The sequence below is a fragment of the Bradyrhizobium sp. CCBAU 53338 genome, from assembly GCF_015291665.1.
Taxonomy (GTDB): domain Bacteria; phylum Pseudomonadota; class Alphaproteobacteria; order Rhizobiales; family Xanthobacteraceae; genus Bradyrhizobium.
Window position 1 is genome coordinate 1259967 of sequence record NZ_CP030048.1, and the last position, 20930, is coordinate 1280896.

General features: G+C 66.4%; 17 protein-coding genes. 9 read left to right on the forward strand and 8 right to left on the reverse strand.

Features of this window, described 5'->3' with window-relative positions; all coding sequences use genetic code 11:
- Positions 1–19: 19 nt before the first annotated feature.
- Positions 20–1063 carry a C-terminal binding protein gene (locus XH90_RS06100; RefSeq protein WP_194479687.1) on the reverse strand — a complete coding sequence of 348 codons (1044 nt, stop codon included), beginning with the start codon at positions 1061–1063 and terminating at the stop codon, positions 20–22.
- A gap of 261 nt (positions 1064–1324) precedes the next feature.
- On the opposite strand from XH90_RS06100, the gene XH90_RS06105 reads away from it, so the two are divergent.
- A complete protein-coding gene (locus tag XH90_RS06105) occupies positions 1325–3010 on the forward strand; it encodes a methyl-accepting chemotaxis protein (protein WP_194479688.1) in 1686 nt (561 codons plus the stop codon).
- A gap of 109 nt (positions 3011–3119) precedes the next feature.
- On the opposite strand, the gene XH90_RS06110 is transcribed toward XH90_RS06105, so the two are convergent.
- A complete protein-coding gene (locus XH90_RS06110; RefSeq protein ID WP_194479689.1) occupies positions 3120–4055 on the reverse strand; it encodes a DMT family transporter in 936 nt (311 codons plus the stop codon).
- 105 nt (positions 4056–4160) lie between these two features.
- On the opposite strand from XH90_RS06110, the gene XH90_RS06115 reads away from it, so the two are divergent.
- On the forward strand, positions 4161–4550 hold the full coding sequence (locus XH90_RS06115; RefSeq protein ID WP_194479690.1) for a DUF1330 domain-containing protein: 390 nt from the start codon (positions 4161–4163) through the stop codon (positions 4548–4550).
- A gap of 219 nt (positions 4551–4769) precedes the next feature.
- Positions 4770–7964, forward strand: coding sequence for an AAA family ATPase (locus XH90_RS06120; RefSeq protein ID WP_194479691.1), 3195 nt, complete (start codon positions 4770–4772; stop codon positions 7962–7964).
- A gap of 27 nt (positions 7965–7991) precedes the next feature.
- On the opposite strand, the gene XH90_RS06125 is transcribed toward XH90_RS06120, so the two are convergent.
- The 4 genes from XH90_RS06125 to mgtA all read right to left on the reverse strand — a co-directional run bounded on the left by XH90_RS06125 (position 7992) and on the right by mgtA (position 12924).
- Positions 7992–8666, reverse strand: coding sequence for a class I SAM-dependent methyltransferase (locus XH90_RS06125; RefSeq protein ID WP_194479692.1), 675 nt, complete (start codon positions 8664–8666; stop codon positions 7992–7994).
- Between the two features lie 8 nt (positions 8667–8674).
- Positions 8675–9304 (reverse strand): hypothetical protein, encoded by a 630-nt coding sequence (locus XH90_RS06130; RefSeq protein WP_194479693.1) that lies wholly within the window; start codon positions 9302–9304, stop codon positions 8675–8677.
- 33 nt (positions 9305–9337) lie between these two features.
- Positions 9338–10270 carry a DMT family transporter gene (locus XH90_RS06135; protein ID WP_194479694.1) on the reverse strand — a complete coding sequence of 311 codons (933 nt, stop codon included), beginning with the start codon at positions 10268–10270 and terminating at the stop codon, positions 9338–9340.
- A gap of 155 nt (positions 10271–10425) precedes the next feature.
- Positions 10426–12924 (reverse strand): magnesium-translocating P-type ATPase, encoded by a 2499-nt coding sequence (mgtA, locus tag XH90_RS06140; protein ID WP_194479695.1) that lies wholly within the window; start codon positions 12922–12924, stop codon positions 10426–10428.
- A gap of 109 nt (positions 12925–13033) precedes the next feature.
- Between mgtA and XH90_RS06145 the strand changes: the two genes are divergently transcribed.
- From XH90_RS06145 to XH90_RS06165, 5 genes are all read left to right on the forward strand, one after another.
- The gene (locus XH90_RS06145) at positions 13034–14302 is read left to right on the forward strand and encodes an efflux RND transporter periplasmic adaptor subunit (RefSeq protein ID WP_194479696.1); all 1269 of its coding nucleotides are present in this window, start codon (positions 13034–13036) and stop codon (positions 14300–14302) included.
- Complete coding sequence (locus XH90_RS06150) at positions 14299–15525, forward strand: ABC transporter permease (RefSeq protein ID WP_194479697.1); 1227 nt, start codon at positions 14299–14301, stop codon at positions 15523–15525. The genes XH90_RS06145 and XH90_RS06150 overlap by 4 nt, the downstream gene beginning before the upstream one ends.
- On the forward strand, positions 15518–16201 hold the full coding sequence (locus XH90_RS06155) for an ABC transporter ATP-binding protein (protein WP_194479698.1): 684 nt from the start codon (positions 15518–15520) through the stop codon (positions 16199–16201). Before XH90_RS06150 ends, XH90_RS06155 begins: the two co-directional genes overlap by 8 nt.
- 198 nt (positions 16202–16399) lie before the next feature.
- A complete protein-coding gene (locus XH90_RS06160; protein WP_194479699.1) occupies positions 16400–17692 on the forward strand; it encodes an adenylosuccinate synthase in 1293 nt (430 codons plus the stop codon).
- Positions 17693–17729: 37 nt separating this feature from the next.
- A complete protein-coding gene (locus XH90_RS06165) occupies positions 17730–19310 on the forward strand; it encodes a hypothetical protein (RefSeq protein ID WP_194479700.1) in 1581 nt (526 codons plus the stop codon).
- Positions 19311–19493: 183 nt separating this feature from the next.
- Here the strand turns inward: XH90_RS06165 and XH90_RS06170 are convergent, their stop codons facing one another.
- Together XH90_RS06170 and XH90_RS06175 are read right to left on the reverse strand one after the other, a co-directional pair.
- Entirely contained in the window at positions 19494–19790 is a 297-nt protein-coding gene (locus XH90_RS06170; protein ID WP_371748324.1) for a hypothetical protein, read from the reverse strand.
- Between the two features lie 267 nt (positions 19791–20057).
- Positions 20058–20303 (reverse strand): hypothetical protein, encoded by a 246-nt coding sequence (locus XH90_RS06175; protein ID WP_194479702.1) that lies wholly within the window; start codon positions 20301–20303, stop codon positions 20058–20060.
- A gap of 142 nt (positions 20304–20445) precedes the next feature.
- Between XH90_RS06175 and XH90_RS06180 the strand changes: the two genes are divergently transcribed.
- Positions 20446–20871, forward strand: a complete 426-nt coding sequence (locus tag XH90_RS06180; protein WP_194479703.1) for a DUF5413 family protein — start codon at positions 20446–20448, stop codon at positions 20869–20871.
- The last annotated feature ends 59 nt before the right edge of the window (positions 20872–20930 follow it).

The window sequence follows — 20930 nt, forward strand, 5'->3', positions numbered from 1 at the left end:
GCGCGTTGCGCCGGCCGTCTTAGCTGTTCGGTCCGCGGTCCATGCCGACAGGTTGCCAGCGGCGGAGCGCGGTGTCTTGCAGCACCGACGGATTGACGCAGCTTACCGGCCACATGCCCTGGAGCACCAGTGACAATTCGTAGCCGACGCGCCGCTTGCGCGCCTCGTCGAACCGTGCGGAGGCCGAGGCGACATGGGCGGTCAGGGTCACGTTCTCCATGCCGAGGATCGGGTTGTTGTGCGAGGGCGGTTCCTTTTCCAGCACGTCGAGCGCGGCATGCGCGATCCAGCCCTCCTGGAGCGCCTTGATCAGGCTTTCCTCGTCCACCGTGGCGCCGCGCCCGGTGTTGATGAAGATCGAACCCTTCTTCATCTGCCGAAAATGCTTCTCGGTCAGCATGTGATGCACTTCGGGCCGGGCAGGAGCGTGCATCGAGACGAAGTCGGATTGCGACAGCACCTCGTTCAGCGTCGCTGGGATGACGCCGTGGTCCCACATCAGCGTTTCCTGGATGAAGGGATCGTAGGCCATCATGCGCAGGCCGAAGGGGGCTGCGCGCTTTGCGACCGCACGGGCGACGCGGCCGAACGAGACGAAGCCGAGCGTCTGGCCCATCAGACGCGGAATCTTCAGGAGCGCCGGCCGGCCCTCGGCCCAGCGCCCGGTGCGCACCATCCTGTCCTGCTCGACCAGGCGGCGGAAGCCCGACAGCAGCAGCATCATGGCGTGGTCGGCGACTTCCTCGATGAAGGTGTCGGGGATGTTGGTGACGGGAATGCCGCGCGCGGTTGCCGCCTTCACATCGACGCTGTCGACGCCGACCGAGCCGAGCGTGATGACCTTGCAGCTCTCCATCGCGTCGATGATGGTCTTGGTGATCGGGATGCCCTTGGCGTAGATCGCATCGGCGTTCTTCGCGGCGGCGATGAACTCCGCCTCGTTGGCCGGCGCCTCGACGATCTCGGCATCGATCGGATCGAGCGCCTCGCGCTCGTAGGAGTAATCGCTGCCCGCGACCGTGAAGCTCGCACCCTTCGGCGTCACCACCCTGTATTTCGGCATTTTCTGCTCCCGATTTGGTTTGTCGGTTCTTGTTGCGACCCGGCCTTCTCGAACGGGCCTTTGCGTCTTTTACGCGAAATCGGCGCGACCGCGTACAATTCCCGGTTGCTGAAGCCGCGATATTTTGCCGTTTTCGGCGTCGTCGTCCGGGCTTCTACGGAGGCCCGTAAGTAACTTGATAAGGGGTCTCACACTAAGAGTTGATTCAAATTCGATCGTTTCAGTCGCATGCCCGCATCCCTTTTCTCCGGAGTCCATCCCTTGAAGTTGAGCAATCTGAAGATCGTTCCCAAGCTTGGCATCCTCGTCGGCGTCACCTTGTTCGGCCTGTGTATCTCCGGAGTTCTGGCTGGTTACCTGATGAAGCGCGCCATGGTCGATGCGCGTATCGACCAGACCAAGGCGATCGTCGATCTCGCCCGCAACTATGCGGCCGCGCTGAAGAAGCGTGTCGACGCCGGCGAGATGACGAAGGATGCGGCCATGGCCGAGCTTCGTCGCTACGGCAATTCGATGACCTACGACAACGGCTCGGGCTATCTGTTCGGCACGTCCTATGACGGCATCACCCAGCTTGCGCCCGATCCGAAGCAGATCGGCACCAACCGCATGGACGTCGTCACCAACGGCCGCAAGCTCTCGCTCGAGCTGATGAACGGCGTCAAGGCCAACGGCTCGATCCTGCTGTACTATGATTATGTGAAACCCGGCCAGGAAACGCCGATCAGCAAGATCGGTTATGCCGTCGCGGTGCCCGGTTTCGACATGTATCTCGGCACGGGTGCCTATCTCGCCGACATCGACGCCAAGATGGGCCCGATCTACTGGCTGCTCGGCCTTGCCATGCTCGGCATCGTCATCGTCGCCGGCAGCGTCGCCTGGATGATCGGCCGCAGCATCAGCCGTCCGCTGTCGCTGCTCGGGACCCGCATGAAGGATCTCGCCGACGGCAAGCTCGAGGGTGACATTCCCGGCGTCGGCCGCGGTGACGAGGTCGGTGTGATGGCGGCGACCGTCCAGATCTTCAAGGACAACGCGGTTCGTATCCGCGAGATCGAGAAGAGCGACGCGGCGGCGAAGGAGCGAGCCGCGGCGGAGCGCCGCAGCGCGATGGAGGACATCGCCAACGACTTCGAACGCAGCGTCAACGGCATCGTCCGCTCGGTTTCCTCGGCCGCGGCCGGCATGCAGTCGACGGCGCAGTCGATGACCGCGAGCGCCAGCGATGCCTCGTCGCGGGCGGCGACCGTCGGCGCGGCCTCGCAAAAGGCCTCCGGCAATGTCGGCACGGTCGCGGCTGCCGCCGAAGAGCTGTCGAGCTCCGTTGCGGAGATCTCCCGCCAGGTAACGCGCTCGACGGAAGTGGCGAGCCGCGCCGTGAACGATGCGGAGCGTACCAACGCCACGGTGCAGGAGCTCTCCACCGGCGCCGAGAAGATCGGTGAAGTGGTCAAGCTCATCCATTCGATCGCGGCGCAGACCAATCTGCTCGCGCTCAACGCCACCATCGAGGCGGCGCGTGCCGGTGAGTCCGGTCGCGGCTTCGCCGTCGTTGCTTCCGAGGTCAAGGCGCTGGCCAACCAGACCGCCAAGGCGACCGAGGAAATCTCCGCGCAGGTCGCGGCGATGCAGACCTCGACCAGCGACGCCGTCGCTGCGATCGGCGGCATCACCCAGACCATCGCCGAGATGAGCGAGATCACCGCCGGCATTTCGGCCTCGATTGAGCAGCAGGGCGAGGCGACCCGCGAGATCGCCCGCAACATCCAGTCGGTTGCGACCGGTTCGAGCGAGATCAACGCCCATATCGGCAGCGTCACCTCGGCTGCCGAAGCGACCGGCACTGCGGCCGGCGACGTGCTGACCAATGCCCGCGAGCTCGACAACCAGTCCGGCGCGCTGCGCAGCGCGGTGGACAGCTTCCTCGCCAAGGTGCGCGCGGCGTAAGTTCCTGCGCTGAATTCGTAGGGTGGGCAACGACGCGAAGCGTCGTGCCCACCTTTTCGTTTTGAGTTCACGTGCTCCCGAGGCAGCGCAGGGCTTCTTCAGCGGTTCGTTACTTCGCCGCCGAGCCCTGGCGCGAGGCGATGACGACGCCGGCGAGCACCAGCGCGTAGCCGATCAGGTGGAATGGCTGCAGCTTCTCGCCGAGCAGCAGGATCGCCATCGCCGAGCCGAACACCGGCACCAGGTGGAAGAACGGCGCGGCGCGGTTCGGTCCGATCAGCGCGACGCCGCGGTTGAAGAAGAGATAGGCGAGGGTCGAGGGAAAGATCAGGATGTAGCCGAGCGTCGCCAGCGTCACGGTGTCGAACTGGATGACATTGCCGCTCCAGGCCTCCCAGACGGCCGTCGGCAGCAGCATCAGGGCGCCGCAGCAGGTGGTGAAGGACAGAAACGACAATTGGTGAACCTTCGGCCGGCGCGGGATGAAGGCGGAGTAGATTCCGAACGCCACCAGCGATGAGGCGAACATGATGTCGCCCCTGTTGAACGAGATGCTCGCCAGTGCCGCGAGGTCGCCGCGCAGGATGATGACCAGCACGCCGATCAGAGAGATCGCGATGCCCGCGAGCTGCCCCCCGGTCAGCCGTACGCCGAACAGCACCAGCGACCACAGCGCCACGAACAGGGGACCTGCCGACTGGATCAGCAGCGCGTTGAGCGCCTCGGTGTATTGCAGGGCCCAGTACGAGATCGCGTTGTTGAAGGCGAAGCCGACCAGCGACAGGAACAGCATCAGCCGCAGGCTTTTGCGCAAGGCCGGCCAGTCGCGTTTCAGATGCGGCCAGGAAAACGGCAGCAGGATCAGGAAGACGCCGAACCAGCGGATCGTCGTCACCGTCAATGGCGGCACATGCGCGCCGACATGGCGCGCGAGCACGATGTTGCCGGCCCAGAACAGCGAGCTCAGGCTGAGCAGCAGATAAGGCTGGTTGTTGAGCCAGCTAGCCGGATTCGTGGCTGGTGGCGCGGGCGAAGCGATCGTCATTGGCGTCGAATGAGAGCTTGCGCCGGTTCGCCGTCGTGACACAAGTCACGCCGCCGCAATGCTACAATGCAGCGAAGACCCGAGGAGGTGCCATTGGCGGTCAATATGTTGAACTTAAAGGGCCTGGAAGGGCTCGATCAGCATGCGCCGGTGGTGATGCTGAACCTGATGCGTTTTCATGCGCGTTCGCGCGACGGCGACGGCTCGGGCTGGGACGCCTATCTGCGTTACAGCGCGATCACCGTACCCATGATCAAGGCGCGCGGTGGCACGCTGCTATGGACCGGGGAGGCCAAGGCGGTCGCGCTCGGCCCGCACGCGGGCAACGATTGGGATTTCGTCGCGCTGGTGTTCTATCCGTCGGTGGCGGCCTTTCTCGACATGATGACGTCGGAGGCCTACGAGCGAGAGGCCGACCCGCATCGCCTCAACGGCTGCGCCGAGCATGTCATCATCGCGACCGAACAAGCCTACAGCAAGTTTGGCGGCGGCTGACGTCGCCCCTCGCGACCAGGGACGCACCTGGAACGAAGTCCCCGACTTTTCGTCACAGCTTCGACGGGTTGGGTGCCAAATGTGAACTAATCGGTTGCGTAGGGGGGCCAAAGATGGTGCCTTAGCGGGCGGCGCACCTGTCGGGGCATTGCCGGCCCGGCATGAGGCGTCGCGGTGATGCTTTTTCCTGGCCGATCATGGCTTTCGTTCGGGGATCAGATGCTTTGTGAGCGTTGCGGCGGAGACAATCCGGCGACGAATCGCTTCTGTCACGGCTGCGGCTCGGCTCTGCCGATGGCGTGTCCCGCCTGCAATCACCTCAGCCCGCCCGGCTCGGGCTTTTGCGGGGCGTGCGGCACGGCGCTGGGCACAACGAGCAGGCCGATTCCGGCACCGGTTGGGCATTCCGCCAGGCCGGTTCGGGGCGAGCTGAAGCAGGTGACGGTGCTGTTCGCCGATCTGGTCAGCTCGACCGAGATCGTTGCCGGGCTCACTGCCGAAGACGCCATGCAGCGCCTCAAGCCCGCGCTCGATGCGATGTGCGACGCCGTGAGCCGGTTCGAGGGGACCGTGGTGCGCACGCTCGGCGACGGAATCCTCGCCTTTTTCGGCGCGCCGCGCGCGCAGGAGGGGCACGCCCTGCTGGCCTGCGAGGCGGCATTGGCGATCCGGGACACGTTTCGCGGGCGCGACGATGCCATGTCGGTCCGCATCGGCCTGCATTCCGGCGAGATCGTCGCGGATGCCCCGCTGGTCGACACCGTCACCGAGCAGGGCGCCTACGGCCTCACCATTCATCTGGCGAGCCGCCTGCCGGCCAAGGCGGAGCCGGGCGAGATCTGCCTGACCGACGAGACCTACCGGCTCGTGCGCTCGTTCTGCGACGTCGGCCCGCTCGGCCGTCATCGCCTGCGCGGCGTACCGGAGCCGATCGAGCTTTATCTCCTGAAGAACCTCAAGCCTGCGGTCGCCAGCCAGCAATTCCGCGGCGTCGCCCTGGCGACCTTCCGCGGGCGCGAGCGCGAGATGACTCTGCTGCAGCGGACCCTGGCGGCGGTGGAGACGGGCGGCTCGCGCGTCACCGGCATCGTCGGCCCGCCCGGCACCGGCAAGAGCCGGCTGTGCTACGAGTTCGCGGAATGGTGCCGCGCGCGTCTCATTCCGGTGTTCGAAGCCCGTGCGCAGCCCTATGGCGCGGCAACGCCGCTGCAGCCGGTGCTGGAGTTCCTGCGCTCCACCTATTTCAACGTCTCGCCGGACGAGGATCCCGATCTGGCCGTGAAGCAGATCGCCACGCGCCTCGCCGAACTCGGTTCGGGCTTCGAGGCGGACTTGCGGTTGGTCTGCGATTTTCTCGGCATCAGGCACGGCCAGGGCCCGCCCCCCTTGATGGCTCCGCGCGCCCGCAACGTCCGTCTGCTCGAGATCGTCAGGCATATGATCCGCCAGCGCGGTGCGTCGGCGTCGGTGATCATCATCGAGGATCTGCATTGGCTCGATCCGGCGAGCGAGGAGTTCGTCGCGACGCTCGTCGACGCGGTGGTCTCCACCAAGACTGTCCTGATCGTGAATTTTCGGCCGGCCTATTTCGCACCCTGGATGCGCGGGCCACGGTACCAGCAGATCGAGCTGGCGGAGCTCTCGCCGACGGACACGGACGATCTCGTCGACGAGCTGCTTGGGCTCGGGGACGGGCTTTTCGACGTTCGGCGCCGTGTCGCGGAGCGCAGCGGCGGCAACCCGTTTTTTGCGGAGGAGCTGATCCGCTCTCTGGTCGAGCATCTGGCCATCGTCGGCGAGCAGGGCGACTACCGGCGCGGACTCTCCGGCACCTCGGACATGCTGCCGCCGACGGTACAGGCCGTGATCGGCGCGCGGATCGATCGGCTGGCGCCGGGCGATCGCGACCTGCTGCACACCGCCGCGATCATCGGCAAGGAGTTTCAGCTCGCTGTCCTCCAGAGCGTGTCGGGCCTGCCTGCCGCTGAGCTCGAGACGACGCTGCTCCGGCTCTGTTCCAGCGAGATGCTTCAGGCGCGCAGCGGCCAGGACGCCCACGGCTACAGCTTCCGTCATCCCCTGATCCAGGAGGTCGCCTATTCGACCCAGCTGCGCGCGCGGCGCTCCCTCCTGCACGCGCGCGTGGCGCGGGCGATCGAGCAATTCCACCCGGAGCGGCTCGAGGAGTTTGCGGCCCTGCTGTCGCACCATTTCGAGCAGGCCGGCGAAGTCGACGCCGCCGCCGAACATGCCGCGCGCGCTGCGCGCTGGATCGGCTCGACCAATCCGGCGGAAGCGATCCGGCATTGGCACAAGGTGCGTGCGCTGAAGGCGGGGCAGCCGCGCAGCCCGGCGGTCGACGCCCTCAGGATCAGGGCCAGCAGCCAGATCGCCTGGCTAGGCTGGCGCGAGGGCATGACGTCGGAGGACGCGAGGCCCTTCATCCAGGAAGCATTGGAATGGGCGCAGGACAGCGACGATTCCATGATCCCGCTGCTGCTGTTCGTCGAAGGACGGATCGCGGGCGCGAGCGGCGGGCAGGCCGATGCCTATGTCGACACGGTCAAGGAGGCGCTGGCGCTGACGGAAGCGCGTCAACTCACCGGCCGGGCCGCGATGCTCAATGCTTCGCTCAGTCAGGCCTATGGCTGGGCGGGCCTGCTGCGCGAAGCGCTCGCGGCAAGCGATGCGGCGCTTGCCGGCGTCCCCGCGATCACCGAGTTCGAGCACCAGTTCCTGGGCTACAATGTCGAGCACTGGATCGTCAGCCTGCGCGGCCGGATCCTGGTTCGGCTCGGGCGTTTCGACGAGGCGCGGCTGTGCTTCGATCGTATCCTCGCCATCGATCCGGCGCTGATCGATCCGACCGTGCAGTTCATCGCCAATCTCGGGCACGTCGATCTCGCCTGGTGCCTCGGCGATCCCGCGATGGCTTCGACCCATGCCTGGCATGTGGTCGAGCAGGCCACGCGCCAGGCCAGCCCGTACTTGCGCGCCTATTCGCTGGCCTGCATGGGAACGGCGCAGGGCATTGCCCAGAATTATCAGGCGGCGATCCCGACGCTGACTGAGGGCGTCGAGTTCGTCCGCGGGGCCAGTGTCGCCATGGAGATCGAGCCGGAGATGCTTGCGAGCATCGCCGACTATCGTCTGCGTTCGGGCGCCCATGCGGCGGCCATCGACAAGGCCCGGGAAGCGATCGCGGTCGCCCAGGAGCGCCACGCCCGCTTGCCGGAATGCCGGGCGACGATCACGCTCGCCGCCGCGCATGCGGCGGCAAGCAACGATCTGCGCGGATACGAGGAGGTGGCCCGCCTCGTCGACCGCGCCGAAGCGCTGATCGAGCTGACCGGAGCGGGGATCTATCGGCGGCTTTTGGAGGAAGCGCGACGGCGGCTGTCGGTCGGGGCGTGACGACGGCTCATCCTGATCCGTCGCGCCTTAGACCTTACGCACGATGAGCGTGAACTCCATCAATCCGTAGCCGTCATGCACTTCGGCCGCGGCATTGAAGCGGCCGGCGCAGTCGCGCGCCCAGGACGCGGTGTCGGTGGTGTAGAGGCCGTGGCGGCCGGTCGCACCTGCGGGAAGCTTCATGAAATTGACGGCGAAGCCGCGCCTGGTGCTGCGATGGAGTTCGTCGAGGCTCGCCGCGATGAAGCGCTCCCAGTCGTGCCGTGGCTGATCCTGCGCGACGTTGAAGATGCCGCTGGCGATCGCATAGTCGGCCGTTCGGGGGCTGGCATGGCCGAGGGCGAAGGCCGTGTTGCTGCGGCCCCGCCACAGCCGCCGCGCTCGCCGGACCATCGCATCCGAGACGTCGATGCCGAGATAGTCGACGGCGCAGCCGCCGTGCCGGCGGTCGAGATAGGCGATCAGCGCGCCATAGCCGCAGCCGAAATCGTTCAGCGAGAAGGGCGATGCGAAGTCGCACAGCTTCAGGAGCTGGACGAAACGCATCTCCTGCGTGGCCTGGCAGGTCCAGTCCACGCCTTCGGGCGTCGTGCCGAAGCGCGCGATCTTTGCCGAATAATATGCCGCGATACCGGCATAGATTCCGGCCAGCCCTCCGTCGCCCGGAGGAGCATGCTCCCTTGCGGCGACGGCGGCACGCATCGATCCGCCTATTTCTTTGATTTCTTCTTGCCGCCGCCCTTGCCTTTGGGCGGTACGTTCGGCGCCATCGGCAGCGAGATCGTGAGGTAGGTTCGATCGATGTAGAAGATCGGCTTGTCCTCGCGAACGATGACCCGCAGCCCGTCGGGGCCGCGGGAATCATGGGCCTTCATGAAGCAAGGCAGCGGCGGCTTGCGCGCAAAATTCTTGATCAGGGCGTTCACGATGCGTTGGTCGCCGGTTTCTCCGTCCTGGTCCGACGGCACCCTGGCGAGCCAGGTCAGCAGGCTGAACCAGCGGTTCTTCGCGCGATTGTTGTGCAGCCCGCCGAGGCCAAGCAGCTTGGCGCTTTCGACGAATGTCCGTCCCGGCCGGAAGATATCGAACTCGGCCTGCAGGGCCTTGATCTCGGAGGTGCCCCCGGCCGTGAGCTCCACATCTGTTTGCTCCGGGCCAAACCTCAAATTGAACAGATCAAACAACGGGCCGATATAAATATCGTCCTCTGCCATCAACGCGCCCATGCGCCTCTCCCTGACAATCGAGGTTGGGATTTGGATCGGAAGCAATAGGCGTATTGAACCTTGATCCCGGAGAAATTGCAAGGAACCCGAACGGCCACCTGCGGCGGACTGCAACGCCGCTGCGGCAGAGATGACGCTTTTATTGTTTCAACTCGCCTGCTTCCGCGACGCCACGAACACGCCCGACAGCACCAGCGCAAAGCCGATGAAGTGGAAGGCCTGCGGGTGTTCGCCCAGGAATACCATCGCCATGATCGAGCCGAATACCGGCACCACGTGAAAGAAGGGCGCGGCGCGGTTGGCGCCGATCAGGCGGACGCCGCGGTTGAAGCAGAGATAGGCGAGCGTCGAGGGAAACACCGAGACGTAGAACAGTGTGAGCAGGTTTGGCCCGTCGAGCTTCATGACCGGGCGCGCGGACAACTCCCAGATCTCGAGCGGGATGAGACAGGCCGCGCCGGCGCCGAAGGTGAAGGCGAGGAACGACAGGCCGTGGATCGGCGGCCGCTTCAGGGTCAGCACCGAATAGAGCGCGAAGATGATCAGCGCGACGATGAAGATCAGGTCACCCTTGTTGAAGGCGATGTTCGACAGCGTGGTGAGATCGCCGTGCAGCAGGATGATCAGCACGCCGCACATCGAGAGAGCTACGCCGAAGGCCTGCGCCACGGTGAGACGGATGCCGAGGATGACCAGCGACCACAGCGCCACGACGAGGGGCGCGGCCGACTGCAGCAGCAGGGTATTGAGCGCCTGGGTGTGCTCCAGCGCCCAATATTGCAGGGTGTTGAAGGCGCCGATGCCGGTGATCGAGAGCACGATCATCAGACCGAGCTTGTCGCGGATCGCGGGCCAGTCCTGGACGAGGTGCTTCCATGCGAACGGCAGCACCAGCAGGAAGGCGAACGTCCAGCGCAGAAACGACAGCGTCACCGGCGGGATGTGGCCGGCGGCGAGGCGGCCGACGACCGCATTGCCGGCCCAGCACAGCGCGGTGATGCTGAGCAGGAGATAGGGCTGGTTGGCAATCCAGTGCTGGCCGGACGTGTCGGCGCTGGTGGTCTGGCCGGTGGCGGACATTGTGATTGTTGTGGCCCCGCGTCATGCGCCGAGGCTCCCGGCCCGGCGGCGTCCGGGCCGGCTCATGGCCCGGCATCCTCAAAGACACGGAAACCGGACTGATATCAATGGCGCGGGGCGCATCGCCATCATGCGCGGGCGAAACGGCGGAACCTTCATGGCCTGCGGCCGGCGCGGATCGCCAGCGGCTTCAGCAACTCGGCGCAGGCGAGATAGACGACCACGAGAAGCGCGATGCCGGCCATCATGATCGGCGGCGGCGCGACGAAGCCGAACCAGGTCCCGAGCGGCGTGAACGGCAGGACCATCGCGACGAGCAGGGCGACCAGCGAAGAGACCGCGAGCACCGGATCCGGCCAGTTGCGCCAGGGCCGCCCCTTGGTGCGGATGACGAAGATCACGAGAATCTGCGTCGCCATGGATTCGACGAACCAGGCCGTGCGGAATTCATCCGGCGACGCCTCGAACAGGTACAGCAGTGCGCCGAAGGTCAGAAAGTCGAACACCGACGAGAGCGGTCCCATGATCGCGGCAAAGCGCACCAGGTGCGACATGCTCCACACCTGCGGCTGCGCGGTCGCCTGCGCCGAGACGCGGTCGAACGGGATGCCGAGCTCGGAGAGATCGTAGAGCAGATTGTTGAGCAGGATCTGCGTCGGCAGCATCGGCAGGAACGGCAGCACGATCGAGGCCGCCGCCATCGACAGCATGTTGCCGAAGTTCGAGCTCGCGCCCATGCGGACATATTTCAGGATGTTGGCGAAGGTGCGCCGGCCTTCCTCGACACCGTCGGCGACGACTTCGAGATCCGACGCGAGCAGGATCATGTCGGCGGCGGCCTGCGCCACGCCCGTGGCGCCATCGACGGAAAGGCCGACATCGGCAACCTTCAGGGCCGGCGCGTCGTTGATGCCGTCGCCGAGGAAGCCAACCACCTCGCCGCCGGCCTGCAGCGCCTTCACGATGCGCGATTTCTGGTCGGGCGCGAGCCGGCCGAACGCATCGGCGGAGCGCACCTGCACGGCGAGCGCCTCGTCGCTGAGCTCTGCGATGTCGGCGCCCGACAGGACGCGTTCGGCATTGAGCCCGACCAGCCCGGCAAGCCGCTTCACCACCACGGGATCGTCGCCCGACAGGATCTTCAGGCTCACGCCGGCCGCCGCGAGCCGGGCGATGGCGGCTGCGGCCGTCGGTTTCGGCGGATCGGCGAAGGCGCAGAGACCTTCGAAGACGAGGTCGGTTTCGTCGTCGGTCTCGACCTCGCGCAGCGCGCCGCTCCAGGCCCGCGAGGCGATCGCCACGGTGCGCAGGCCCTCGGTCGCGAGCGCGTGGACGCGGGCCATCGCCGCGTCGCGCGCGGTCTCGTTCATCGCGCACAATGCGAGCACGGCTTCGGGCGCGCCCTTGACGATCAGGAGCGCGCCTTCCTGGCCGGTCGCGAGCACCGATCCCAGCCGGCGCGAGAAGTCGAACGCCTGCCGTCCGGCGAGCGTCCATCCCTGGGCGGCGTCCGGCCGGCCGGCGACGAGGGCGGCATCGAGCGAGCCGCGATCGCCGCCCAGCGATGCCGCGATGGCGCCGAGCTGCGCGGCCCGCGCGTCGTCCCTGCCGGCGGCATCGAGGCTCCTGGCGAGCGTGATCTCGGCCGAGGTCAGCGTGCCCGTCTTGTCGGTGCACAGCACGCTCATGGCGCCGAGATCGTGAATCGCGGCCAGCCGCTTCACGATGACCTTGCGCCCGGCCATGCGCAGCGCGCCGCGCGACAGCGTCACCGTCGTGATCATCGGCAGCAATTCAGGCGTCAGCCCGACCGCGAGCGCGACCGCGAACAGCAGCGAGTCCAGCACCTCGCGGCCGAACACGACGCGGATTGTGAGAACGACCAGCACCAGCGCCAGCGTGGCGCGCGCGATCACGAAGCCGAATTCGCGCAGGTCGCGCTCGAAGGGGGAAGGCGCCTGCGCTTCGGCGAGAGCTGCGGCCGCCGCGCCGAACACGGTGTCACGTCCGGTCTTGACGACGAGCGCGATGGCTTCGCCGGTCTGCGCCACCGCGCCACGGAAGAGTGCGTTCGAGCTGTCGTCGGGCGTGGAAGGGGCGCCGGCGCGCTTCTGGACCGGATAGGGCTCGCCGGTGAGCGCGGCTTCGCCCGCGGTGAACGCCGTAGCCTCCAGGATCAACGCGTCGGCCGGAACGATGTCGCCCGCGCGAACGCGCAGGATGTCGCCTGGCACGACCCGGTCGACGTCGACTTCGCAGAATGCGCCGTCGCGCCTGACCTCGGCCTTGAGCGCGACCGAGCGGCGGAGAATCTCGGCAGCGCGGATCGCGTGGCCCTCCTGGACGGTGTCGAGGCCGATCGAAAGCACGAGAATGAGAACGATGATGAGACCGCCGATCTCGTCGCCCGTCAGCATCGAGATGACGCCGGCCACCAGCAGGATCAGCGACAGCGGTTCGAGCAGCCGGCGCAGGATCGCGCGCGCGGCACCCTCGATACGCGGCGGCGCATCGCTGTTCGGCCCGAAACGGTCGAGGCGTTCGGCGGCCTCGGCCCCGGTCAGGCCCGTGAGCCCGCACCCCAGCCGGCTGCAGAGCTCGAGCGGGGACGAACGCCAGAAAAGGGTGTCACGACGGTTTTGACTTTCCAGCAAGCCCAGCTCCCGGTTTCAGTCGTCCTGACGCGGCAGATGGCCCTAAATTCGGCGTAACCTCTTGACCTAGAACAATCTCGAAACCCGCAGGCGCGCTAGCGTCGCGATCATGGTCGAGCAAGCTGTCGTGCTGCCGCAGCCGAGGCGACGGTTCTCCGTCGCCAGTCTGTGGTCGGGATTTCTCAGTCACAAATGGTTCATCCTCGCGGTGACGGGCCTGCTTGGGTTCGGCATCTGGCAAGGGGTTCGGGTGCTGCTCGGGCCGGCAATTGTCGTGGACCAGGTCAAGCTTGGCCGCCTCATCGAGACGGTCGTGGCAAGCGGCCACGTCGAAACGCCGTACCGCGTCGAGATTGGCAGCCAGATCACCGGCACGGTGGAGGACGTGCTGGTGCAGCAGGGTGAAAAGGTCCGGAATGGCCAGCCACTGATCTCGCTGGAATCGCGAGAATTGCGAGCGACGATGGTGCAGGCGCAGGGCGCGGTGGCGCAGGCGGAGGCGCGCATCAGGCAACTCGATGAGCTGACGCTGCCATCCGCCAGGGCGGCGTTGACCCAGGCCGAGGCGACGCTGCTCAACGCCCAGCAGAGCTATGACCGTACCGCCCAGCTCGAACGCAATGGCTACGCGACGCGTGCTTCGCTGGATGACGCGCAGAAGACGCTCGACGTCGCGCGCGCGGTGAAGCGCGCAGCCGAGTTTCAGGTCTATACCGCGAGCCCCGGCGGCAGCGACTACGTGATGGCGCAGACCCAGGCCAACCAGGCGCGAGCGAATCTCGATACCGCGGAGTCCCGTCTTGGCTATGCGACGATTACGGCTCCCCGCGACGGCGTCCTGATCTCGCGCAGTGTCGAGCGCGGCACGGTCGTGCAGCCGGGCAAGGCCCTGCTGGTGCTTGCACCGGCCGGCGAGTTGCAGCTCGTGCTGCAGATCGACGAACGCAATCTCGGCAAGATATCGCTGGGACAGAAGGCTCTTGCTTCGGCCGATGCCTATCCGGACCGGCTTTTCCCGGCCACGATCACCTACATCAACCCCGGCATCGATATTTCGCGCGCCTCCGTCGAGGTGAAGCTGACGGTCGCCGATCCGCCGGATTATCTGCGCCAGGACATGACCGTCTCGGTCGATGTCGAGGTCGCCGCACGCGACAATGCGTTGACCCTGCCATTACGTTCGGTCCACGACGTCCTGTCGGGCAATCCCTGGGTGCTCGGCATCAAGGATGGACGCGCCGCTCGGCGGGCGGTGACGATCGGGCTGCATGGCAACAGCCAAGTCGAGATCACCGGAGGTCTTGCGGCCGGCGATGTCGCGATCCCGCAAAGTTCCGGCATTCTGACCGGGCAGCGCGTGCGGTCCGTGCTGCAATGAACCGCTGGCTGCCGATCGAATGGACCATGGCGGTTCGCTTCCTGCGTGAAGGCCGGCTCCAGACCATCTTCATCATCGGCGGCATCTCGATCGGCGTCGGCGTCATCGTCTTCATGTCGGCGATGCTGGCGGGGCTTCAGGCGAACTTCATCAAGCGCGTCCTGACCTCGCAGCCGCAGATCCAGTTGCTCTCGCCGGATCAGGTCGCCCGCCCGCTGCGCAACGCCGCAGGCGAGATCGAGGACGCGATCGTGCAGCGCCCCAGCCAGCGGGTGATCTCGATCGATCAGTGGCCGAAGATCAGGGCACAGATGCAGGCGATGCCCGAGATTGTCACGGTCTCGCCGACGATCCTCGGCTCGGTGCTTGCGGTGCGCGGCGACGCGAGCCGCTCGGTGAACCTGTCGGGTGTCGAGCCCGATTCCTACTTCCAGATCGTCAAGGTCCCCGACTATGTCGTCGCCGGGGAAGCTCGTCTGACCAGCGAGGACATCATCGTCGGCATCGAGCTCGCGAAGGATCTGGGAGCGACCGTCGGCGACAAGCTCAACATTCGCGCCGCGTCCGGCGCGACGCGCGTGCTCACGATCTCCGGCATCGTCGACCTCGGCAACAAGAGCGTCAACCAGCGCGTCTGCTATGCCGCGCTCCGCACGGCGCAGTCGCTGCTCGGCATGATCGGCGGAATCACGACGATCGACATCACGGTCAGCGACATCTATGCGGCCGAGGACATCGCCAGGCGGATTCAGGCCGCCAACGTGGTCGAGGCCGACAGCTGGATCAAGACCAACGCGCAGTTCTTCACCGCGGTGCAGGCTCAGCAGAATACCAACACCCTGATCCGTCTGTTCGTCGGGCTCTCGGTCGCATTCGGCATCGCAGCCGTGCTGATCGTCTCGGTGATCCAGCGCTCCAAGGACATCGGCATCCTGCGTGCGATGGGAACCTCGCGCGGCCAGGTCCTGCGCGTGTTCCTGGTCCAGGGCGGCCTGCTCGGCTTCGTCGGCTCGCTGTTCGGCGCAGCCATGGGCGCGTTTGCGCTCGTGTATTGGCATTCGGTTGCCCGCCAGGCCGACGGCACCGAATTGTTTCCGCTGATTCTGGAGCGATCGCTGTTCCTCTACACGGCCTTGCTCGCCACCGTCACCGGCATCCTGGCCGCCATGGCGCCGGCGGTACGCGCGGCCAAGCTCGATCCGGTGGTGGCGATCCGTGGCTGACGCAATCCTGAAGCTCGAACGGGTGTGCAAGGCCTACAATGTCGGCCTGCCGACCGAGACCGAAGTGCTGCACGACATCGATCTCGAGCTCGACCACGGCGAGTTTCTCGCCCTGATCGGCCCATCGGGCTCCGGCAAGAGCACGCTGCTCAACATCGTGGGCCTGCTGGACCAGCCGACCTCGGGTCGGCTGCTGATCAAGGGGCAGGACACGGCTGCCCTCGGCGATGCCGAGATCACCCGCCTGCGCGGCCATACCATCGGCTTCGTGTTCCAGTATCACCTGCTGATCTCGGCCTTCACGGCGCGTGAGAACGTCATGATGCCCATGCTGGTCGATCGCGGCTTTCCCGGCGCGGACATCGAGGCGCGGGCGGATCGGCTGCTGGCGCAAGTGGGGCTGGAGAAATTCGCCGGCAACCTCGCCAACAACATGTCGGGCGGCCAGCAGCAGCGGGTCGCGGTGGCGCGCGCGCTGGCCATGAGCCCGGACCTCGTGCTGGCGGACGAGCCGACCGGCAATCTCGACACCAGATCGGCCGATGCCGTGTTCGAACTGATGCGGCGGGTCAATCGCGACAGCGGAACGAGCTTCCTGCTCGTCACCCACAATATGGACCTGGCACGACGCTGCGACCGCATCATCGAAGTGGTCGACGGCCGCATCCTCGCCTAACGTCGTAGGGTCCGTCCGGCAGGACGGATTTTTAGGGGATATCAAGGGCTTGGATCGCGCCTTGCGCCCGAAAAAAGCCCCGTTCTTGCTTGCCTAGAGAGGCTGCTTCCTTTATCCGGTTGGCTGCCCCGCGCAGGAACGGCTCCAGGCCGGGAATTGGGGTGGGCGACTCTAAATTCTTCGAAGGATTACCCGCGAATGGCCAATGTTGTCGTCGTCGGCGCCCAGTGGGGCGACGAGGGAAAGGGCAAGATCGTCGACTGGTTGTCGGAGCAGGCGGACATCGTCGTCCGCTTCCAGGGCGGCCATAACGCCGGCCATACGCTGGTCATCAACGGCACGACCTACAAGCTCGCGCTTCTGCCTTCGGGCGTGTTGCGCGACCAGAAGCTGTCGGTGATCGGCAACGGCGTGGTGTTCGATCCCGCCGCCTTCCTCGACGAGGTCACCAAGCTCAGGGCGCAGGGTGTTGCGGTCTCGCCGGAAAACCTGCGCGTCGCCGAGAACGTCACCCTGATCCTGCCGCTGCACCGAGAACTCGACGCGCTGCGCGAATCGTCCAATGCGGCAACTGCGATCGGCACCACCCGCCGCGGCATCGGGCCTGCCTATGAGGACAAGGTCGGCCGCCGCGCGATCCGCCTGATGGATCTCGCCGACCTCGACACGCTCCCGCACAAGATCGACCGTCTCCTTGCGCACCACAACGCACTGCGCCGCGGTCTCAACCTTCCGGAATTCGACGGCAAGGAGATCCTGAAGGAACTCAGCGCGCTGGCGCCGCAGCTTCTGCCCTATGCCGAGACGGTGTGGCGGTTGCTCGACATCAAGCGCCGCGAAGGCAAGCGGATGTTGTTCGAGGGCGCGCAAGGTGCGCTGCTCGACGTCGACCACGGCACTTACCCTTACGTCACCTCGTCCAACACGGTCGCGGCGCAGGCCGCGACCGGCGCCGGCCTCGGACCGGGCGCGGTCGGCTACGTGCTCGGCCTGTGCAAGGCCTACACCACCCGCGTCGGCCAGGGCCCGTTCCCGACCGAGCAGGACAACGCGATCGGCCGCAAGATCGGCGAGCGCGGCCGTGAGTTCGGCACCAACACCGGCCGGCCGCGCCGCTGCGGCTGGTTCGACGCGGTCCTCGTCCGTCAGGCTGTCCGCACCTGCGGCATCAACGGGCTGGCACTCACAAAACTCGACATTCTCGACGGCTTCGACACGATCGAGGTCTGCACCGGCTACAGGCTCGACGGCAAGGAGATCGACCATTTCCCGGCCGGCGAGGGCGCCCAGGCCCGGGTCGAGCCGATCTACGAGACCATCGAGGGCTGGAAGGAGCCGACCGCCAATGCGCGGTCCTGGGCCGACCTGCCGGCGCAGGCCATCAAATATGTCCGTCGGATCGAGGAATTGGTGGGGTGCCCGGTCGCGCTGCTTTCCACCAGCCCCGAACGCGAGGATACTATCCTGGTGCAAAACCCGTTTGAGGCTTAACGATCTCTTACCAGGACGCGGGTATAGTTGAGTTGAAATGGCTGATTACTATCCGCTGATCGCCCGCGCTATTGCCGCCCTGGACCCCAACGCTCCCGGCGAAAGCCGGCGCGCGCTCTATGAACGGGCGCGCACGGCCCTGATCGCGCAGCTGCGCAGCGTGCAGCCGCCCCTCTCGGAATCCGAGATCACCCGCGAACGGCTGTCGCTGGAAGAGGCCGTTCGCAAGGTCGAATCGGAGGCCGCCCAGCGTGCCCGCGAGGCGTCGCGCCCCGGAGGCGGTGCCCGCAGCGGTGGCGGCAGCGGCGATGCGTTCCGCAGGGCCAGTGCCCGCGCCACCGAAAACAACCCGGCGGCATCGGCTCCGCCGTCCGCGCCACCGCGCGCGCGTCCCGCAGCACCGCCGCCGCGCAGTGACCGCGCGCCGACCGGCGGCGACGACCAGGGCGAGGCACCGCGCCCGCCGCGCGCACCCCGTTTCGATGCGCCCCGCCAGCCCGCTCCGCCGGAACCACCGGCCGGTCGTTCTGCTCCGCGCCGCCCGCCGGAGGGCGGTCCGCCGCCGGCCCCGGGTGTGCGCGGCTTCCGCGACATCACCGCCGACGTCAACGATCTCGGCGGCGCCGCCGCGCAGGCCAACCGTGCCGCGCGCCGCACCTACGCCAACGTCCCTTCGCCCTCGCCGGAATTCGACCGGCTCGAGCCGAGCCTGGAAAACCGCGCGGCCGAATCCGATGCGCCCTATTCCTACGACGAAGCGATGGAGGAGGCCGAGCGCTACGCGCCGCAGCCGCCGTCGCCGCGTCCGCGCATCACGGCCGATCGCGACGTCAAGAAACGTGCAGGCAAGGGCTCGGTGTTCCCGTTCAAGAGCGCGATTGCCATCGGCATCGTGCTGATCCTGGTCGGCGCCGGCATCCTGTGGGGCAAGTCGCTGGTCCAGACAGCGACCAATCTGTTCAAGTCGTCGCCCACCCAGGTGGTGGAGGCGCCGAAGGATGCCTCGCAGCCACAGAGCAAGCCCAAGATCCCGGATCGCGTCGGCCAGCCCTCGGCGAGCGACCAGCCGGTCGCGCCGGTGGCGCAGAAGGTCGTGCTCTATGACGAGGATCCGTCCGATCCGAAGGGCAAGCAATATGTCGGCTCGGTGGTGTGGCGGCTCGAGCCGATCAAGGCGTCGGGCAACCAGAAGGCCGACGTCGCCGTGCGCGCCGACATCGAGATTCCCGATCGCAAGTTCAAGATGACGATGTCGTTCCGCCGCAACACCGACTCGTCGCTGCCGGCGAGCCATACGGCCGAACTGACCTTCATCCTGCCGCCGGACTTTCCGGGCGGCAGCGTCTCCAACGTGCCGGGCATCCTGATGAAGTCGAACGAGCAGGCGCGCGGCACGCCGCTCGCAGGGCTCGCGGTCAAGGTCACCGACGGCTTCTTCCTGGTCGGTCTCTCCAACGTCGACGCCGACCGCAGCCGCAACATCCAGCTCCTCAAGGAGCGCTCCTGGTTCGACGTGCCGCTTGTCTACGCCAACCAGCGCCGCGCCATCATCGCCATCGAGAAGGGCGCTCCCGGCGAGCGCGCCTTCAACGACGCCTTCGCGCAATGGGGCGAGTGAGGCTTGCCTACCTCTCCCCAGCGGGGAGAGGCCGGATTGCGCAGCAATCCGGGTGAGGGGCCGCAGCGTTTCGTGAGAGTGCAACACCTCACCCGGATCGCATCTTCGATGCGCTCCGACCTCTCCCTCCGGGAGAGGCGAACCCTTCCCGTCCGACAGCTATCTGCTTGAGATTTGTCAGCGCTATTGCGCTGCCGCTTCCCGCTTGCGCGATGAAGCGGCAGCGGCCGCTTCGCGGTCCATCACGGCGCGGCAGCCCGGGCTGACCTGCGCCCGCTTGTGCACCATGCAGGCCCTGACGCGCTGGATGTCGGGGATTTCACTGGAGCATAGTCGCATCGCATCGCCCGTGCACATCTGCTGCGCTTCGGACGAGAAGGCGAGGCCGGGTGATGTCTGGAGGGTGAAGGCGGTGGCGGCGAAGGCCAACAGCGAAGCTGCCGTCTTGAGCGGCGAGGCGATGGTCTGGTAGCGTGTCATGAAGAATGCGTCCCCGAGTTCCGTGGATTGAACCACTTGGTTTTGGGGCGCCGCACGCGGCTTGCTCTGCCGCATGTCACAGCCTTCACGCCGGAACCTCAATCCCGCGTGTGGTCGCTCGATTTCTTGATGTTCGAATCGAAAAGTGCTGCGCCGCCCGATTCGAGTATGCGCGAAAGTCGCGACGCTTCAATGGGAGATGCGAAGGAATTCGCAGATGTTGCGCGACCGTCACGCAAAATGCGACGCCGATCTCACATGCCGATCTTACATCCCGTGGCTCGCGAACACCTTGCTGCACGATCGCGAGAGCTTGGCGCGGTGAGCCTGCAGGCAGCCCTGAACCGCACCGTCGTTGCCGAGCTCCTTGCGGCACAGCCGCGAGGCATCGCGCGAGCAGGCCTGCTGCTCCTGCGGCGTGCCCATATGGCCTTGCGCGAGGGCGGGTGCGTTCGACAGGCCGCCGAGGGCCGAGAGGGTGATCGTCGCCAGCAAGACCAGTTTCCGAGACATCGGCGGCTCCACATCTGACAGGTGAATTTCAGGTCATGTCTGAACTCGTCGCCTTGCCACTTGTTCCCCCTGACAGCCCGTGACCGCTATCCAAGGTTCCCGTCGCGCTGCTATAAAGCCCTCGGCGTATGAGGAGTTCGTGATGAAACGCTATCTGGTGTTTGCGCTCGTCGGTCCGTTCGTGGGCGGATTTCTGCTGCTGCTGACGACGACCTACCAGTCGGGTTACTGGACGCAGACCAGCCTTGGTGAGGTCGGCAAGCTGTTCGTCGTGTTCTTCAAGACGCTGCAATACAGCTATCTGTTCGGCTTCCTGCCCTCGCTGATGATCGGCGCGGTCGACGACATCCTGATCCACGTGAAACGGATCAGGCCGGCGCTGAGGATGCTGCTGGTTGGCGCATTCGCCTTCATCCTCGCCGCCTTCACCTACGGCTCGCGCGGGTCGGATTCCGGCGCTGCCCAGTTCATCCTGTACGGCCTGGTTGGCTTCGTGCCGGCGGTGCTGTCATCCTGGTTGGTGCATCACTATGTCGAGGAGCCGCAGCCCGCGGCCGCGGCGAGCTGACCGCGCGACCTTCGGCCGCTTCGCAGCAACCTCTGCGTCGCCCGTGCGTTTGTAACGGC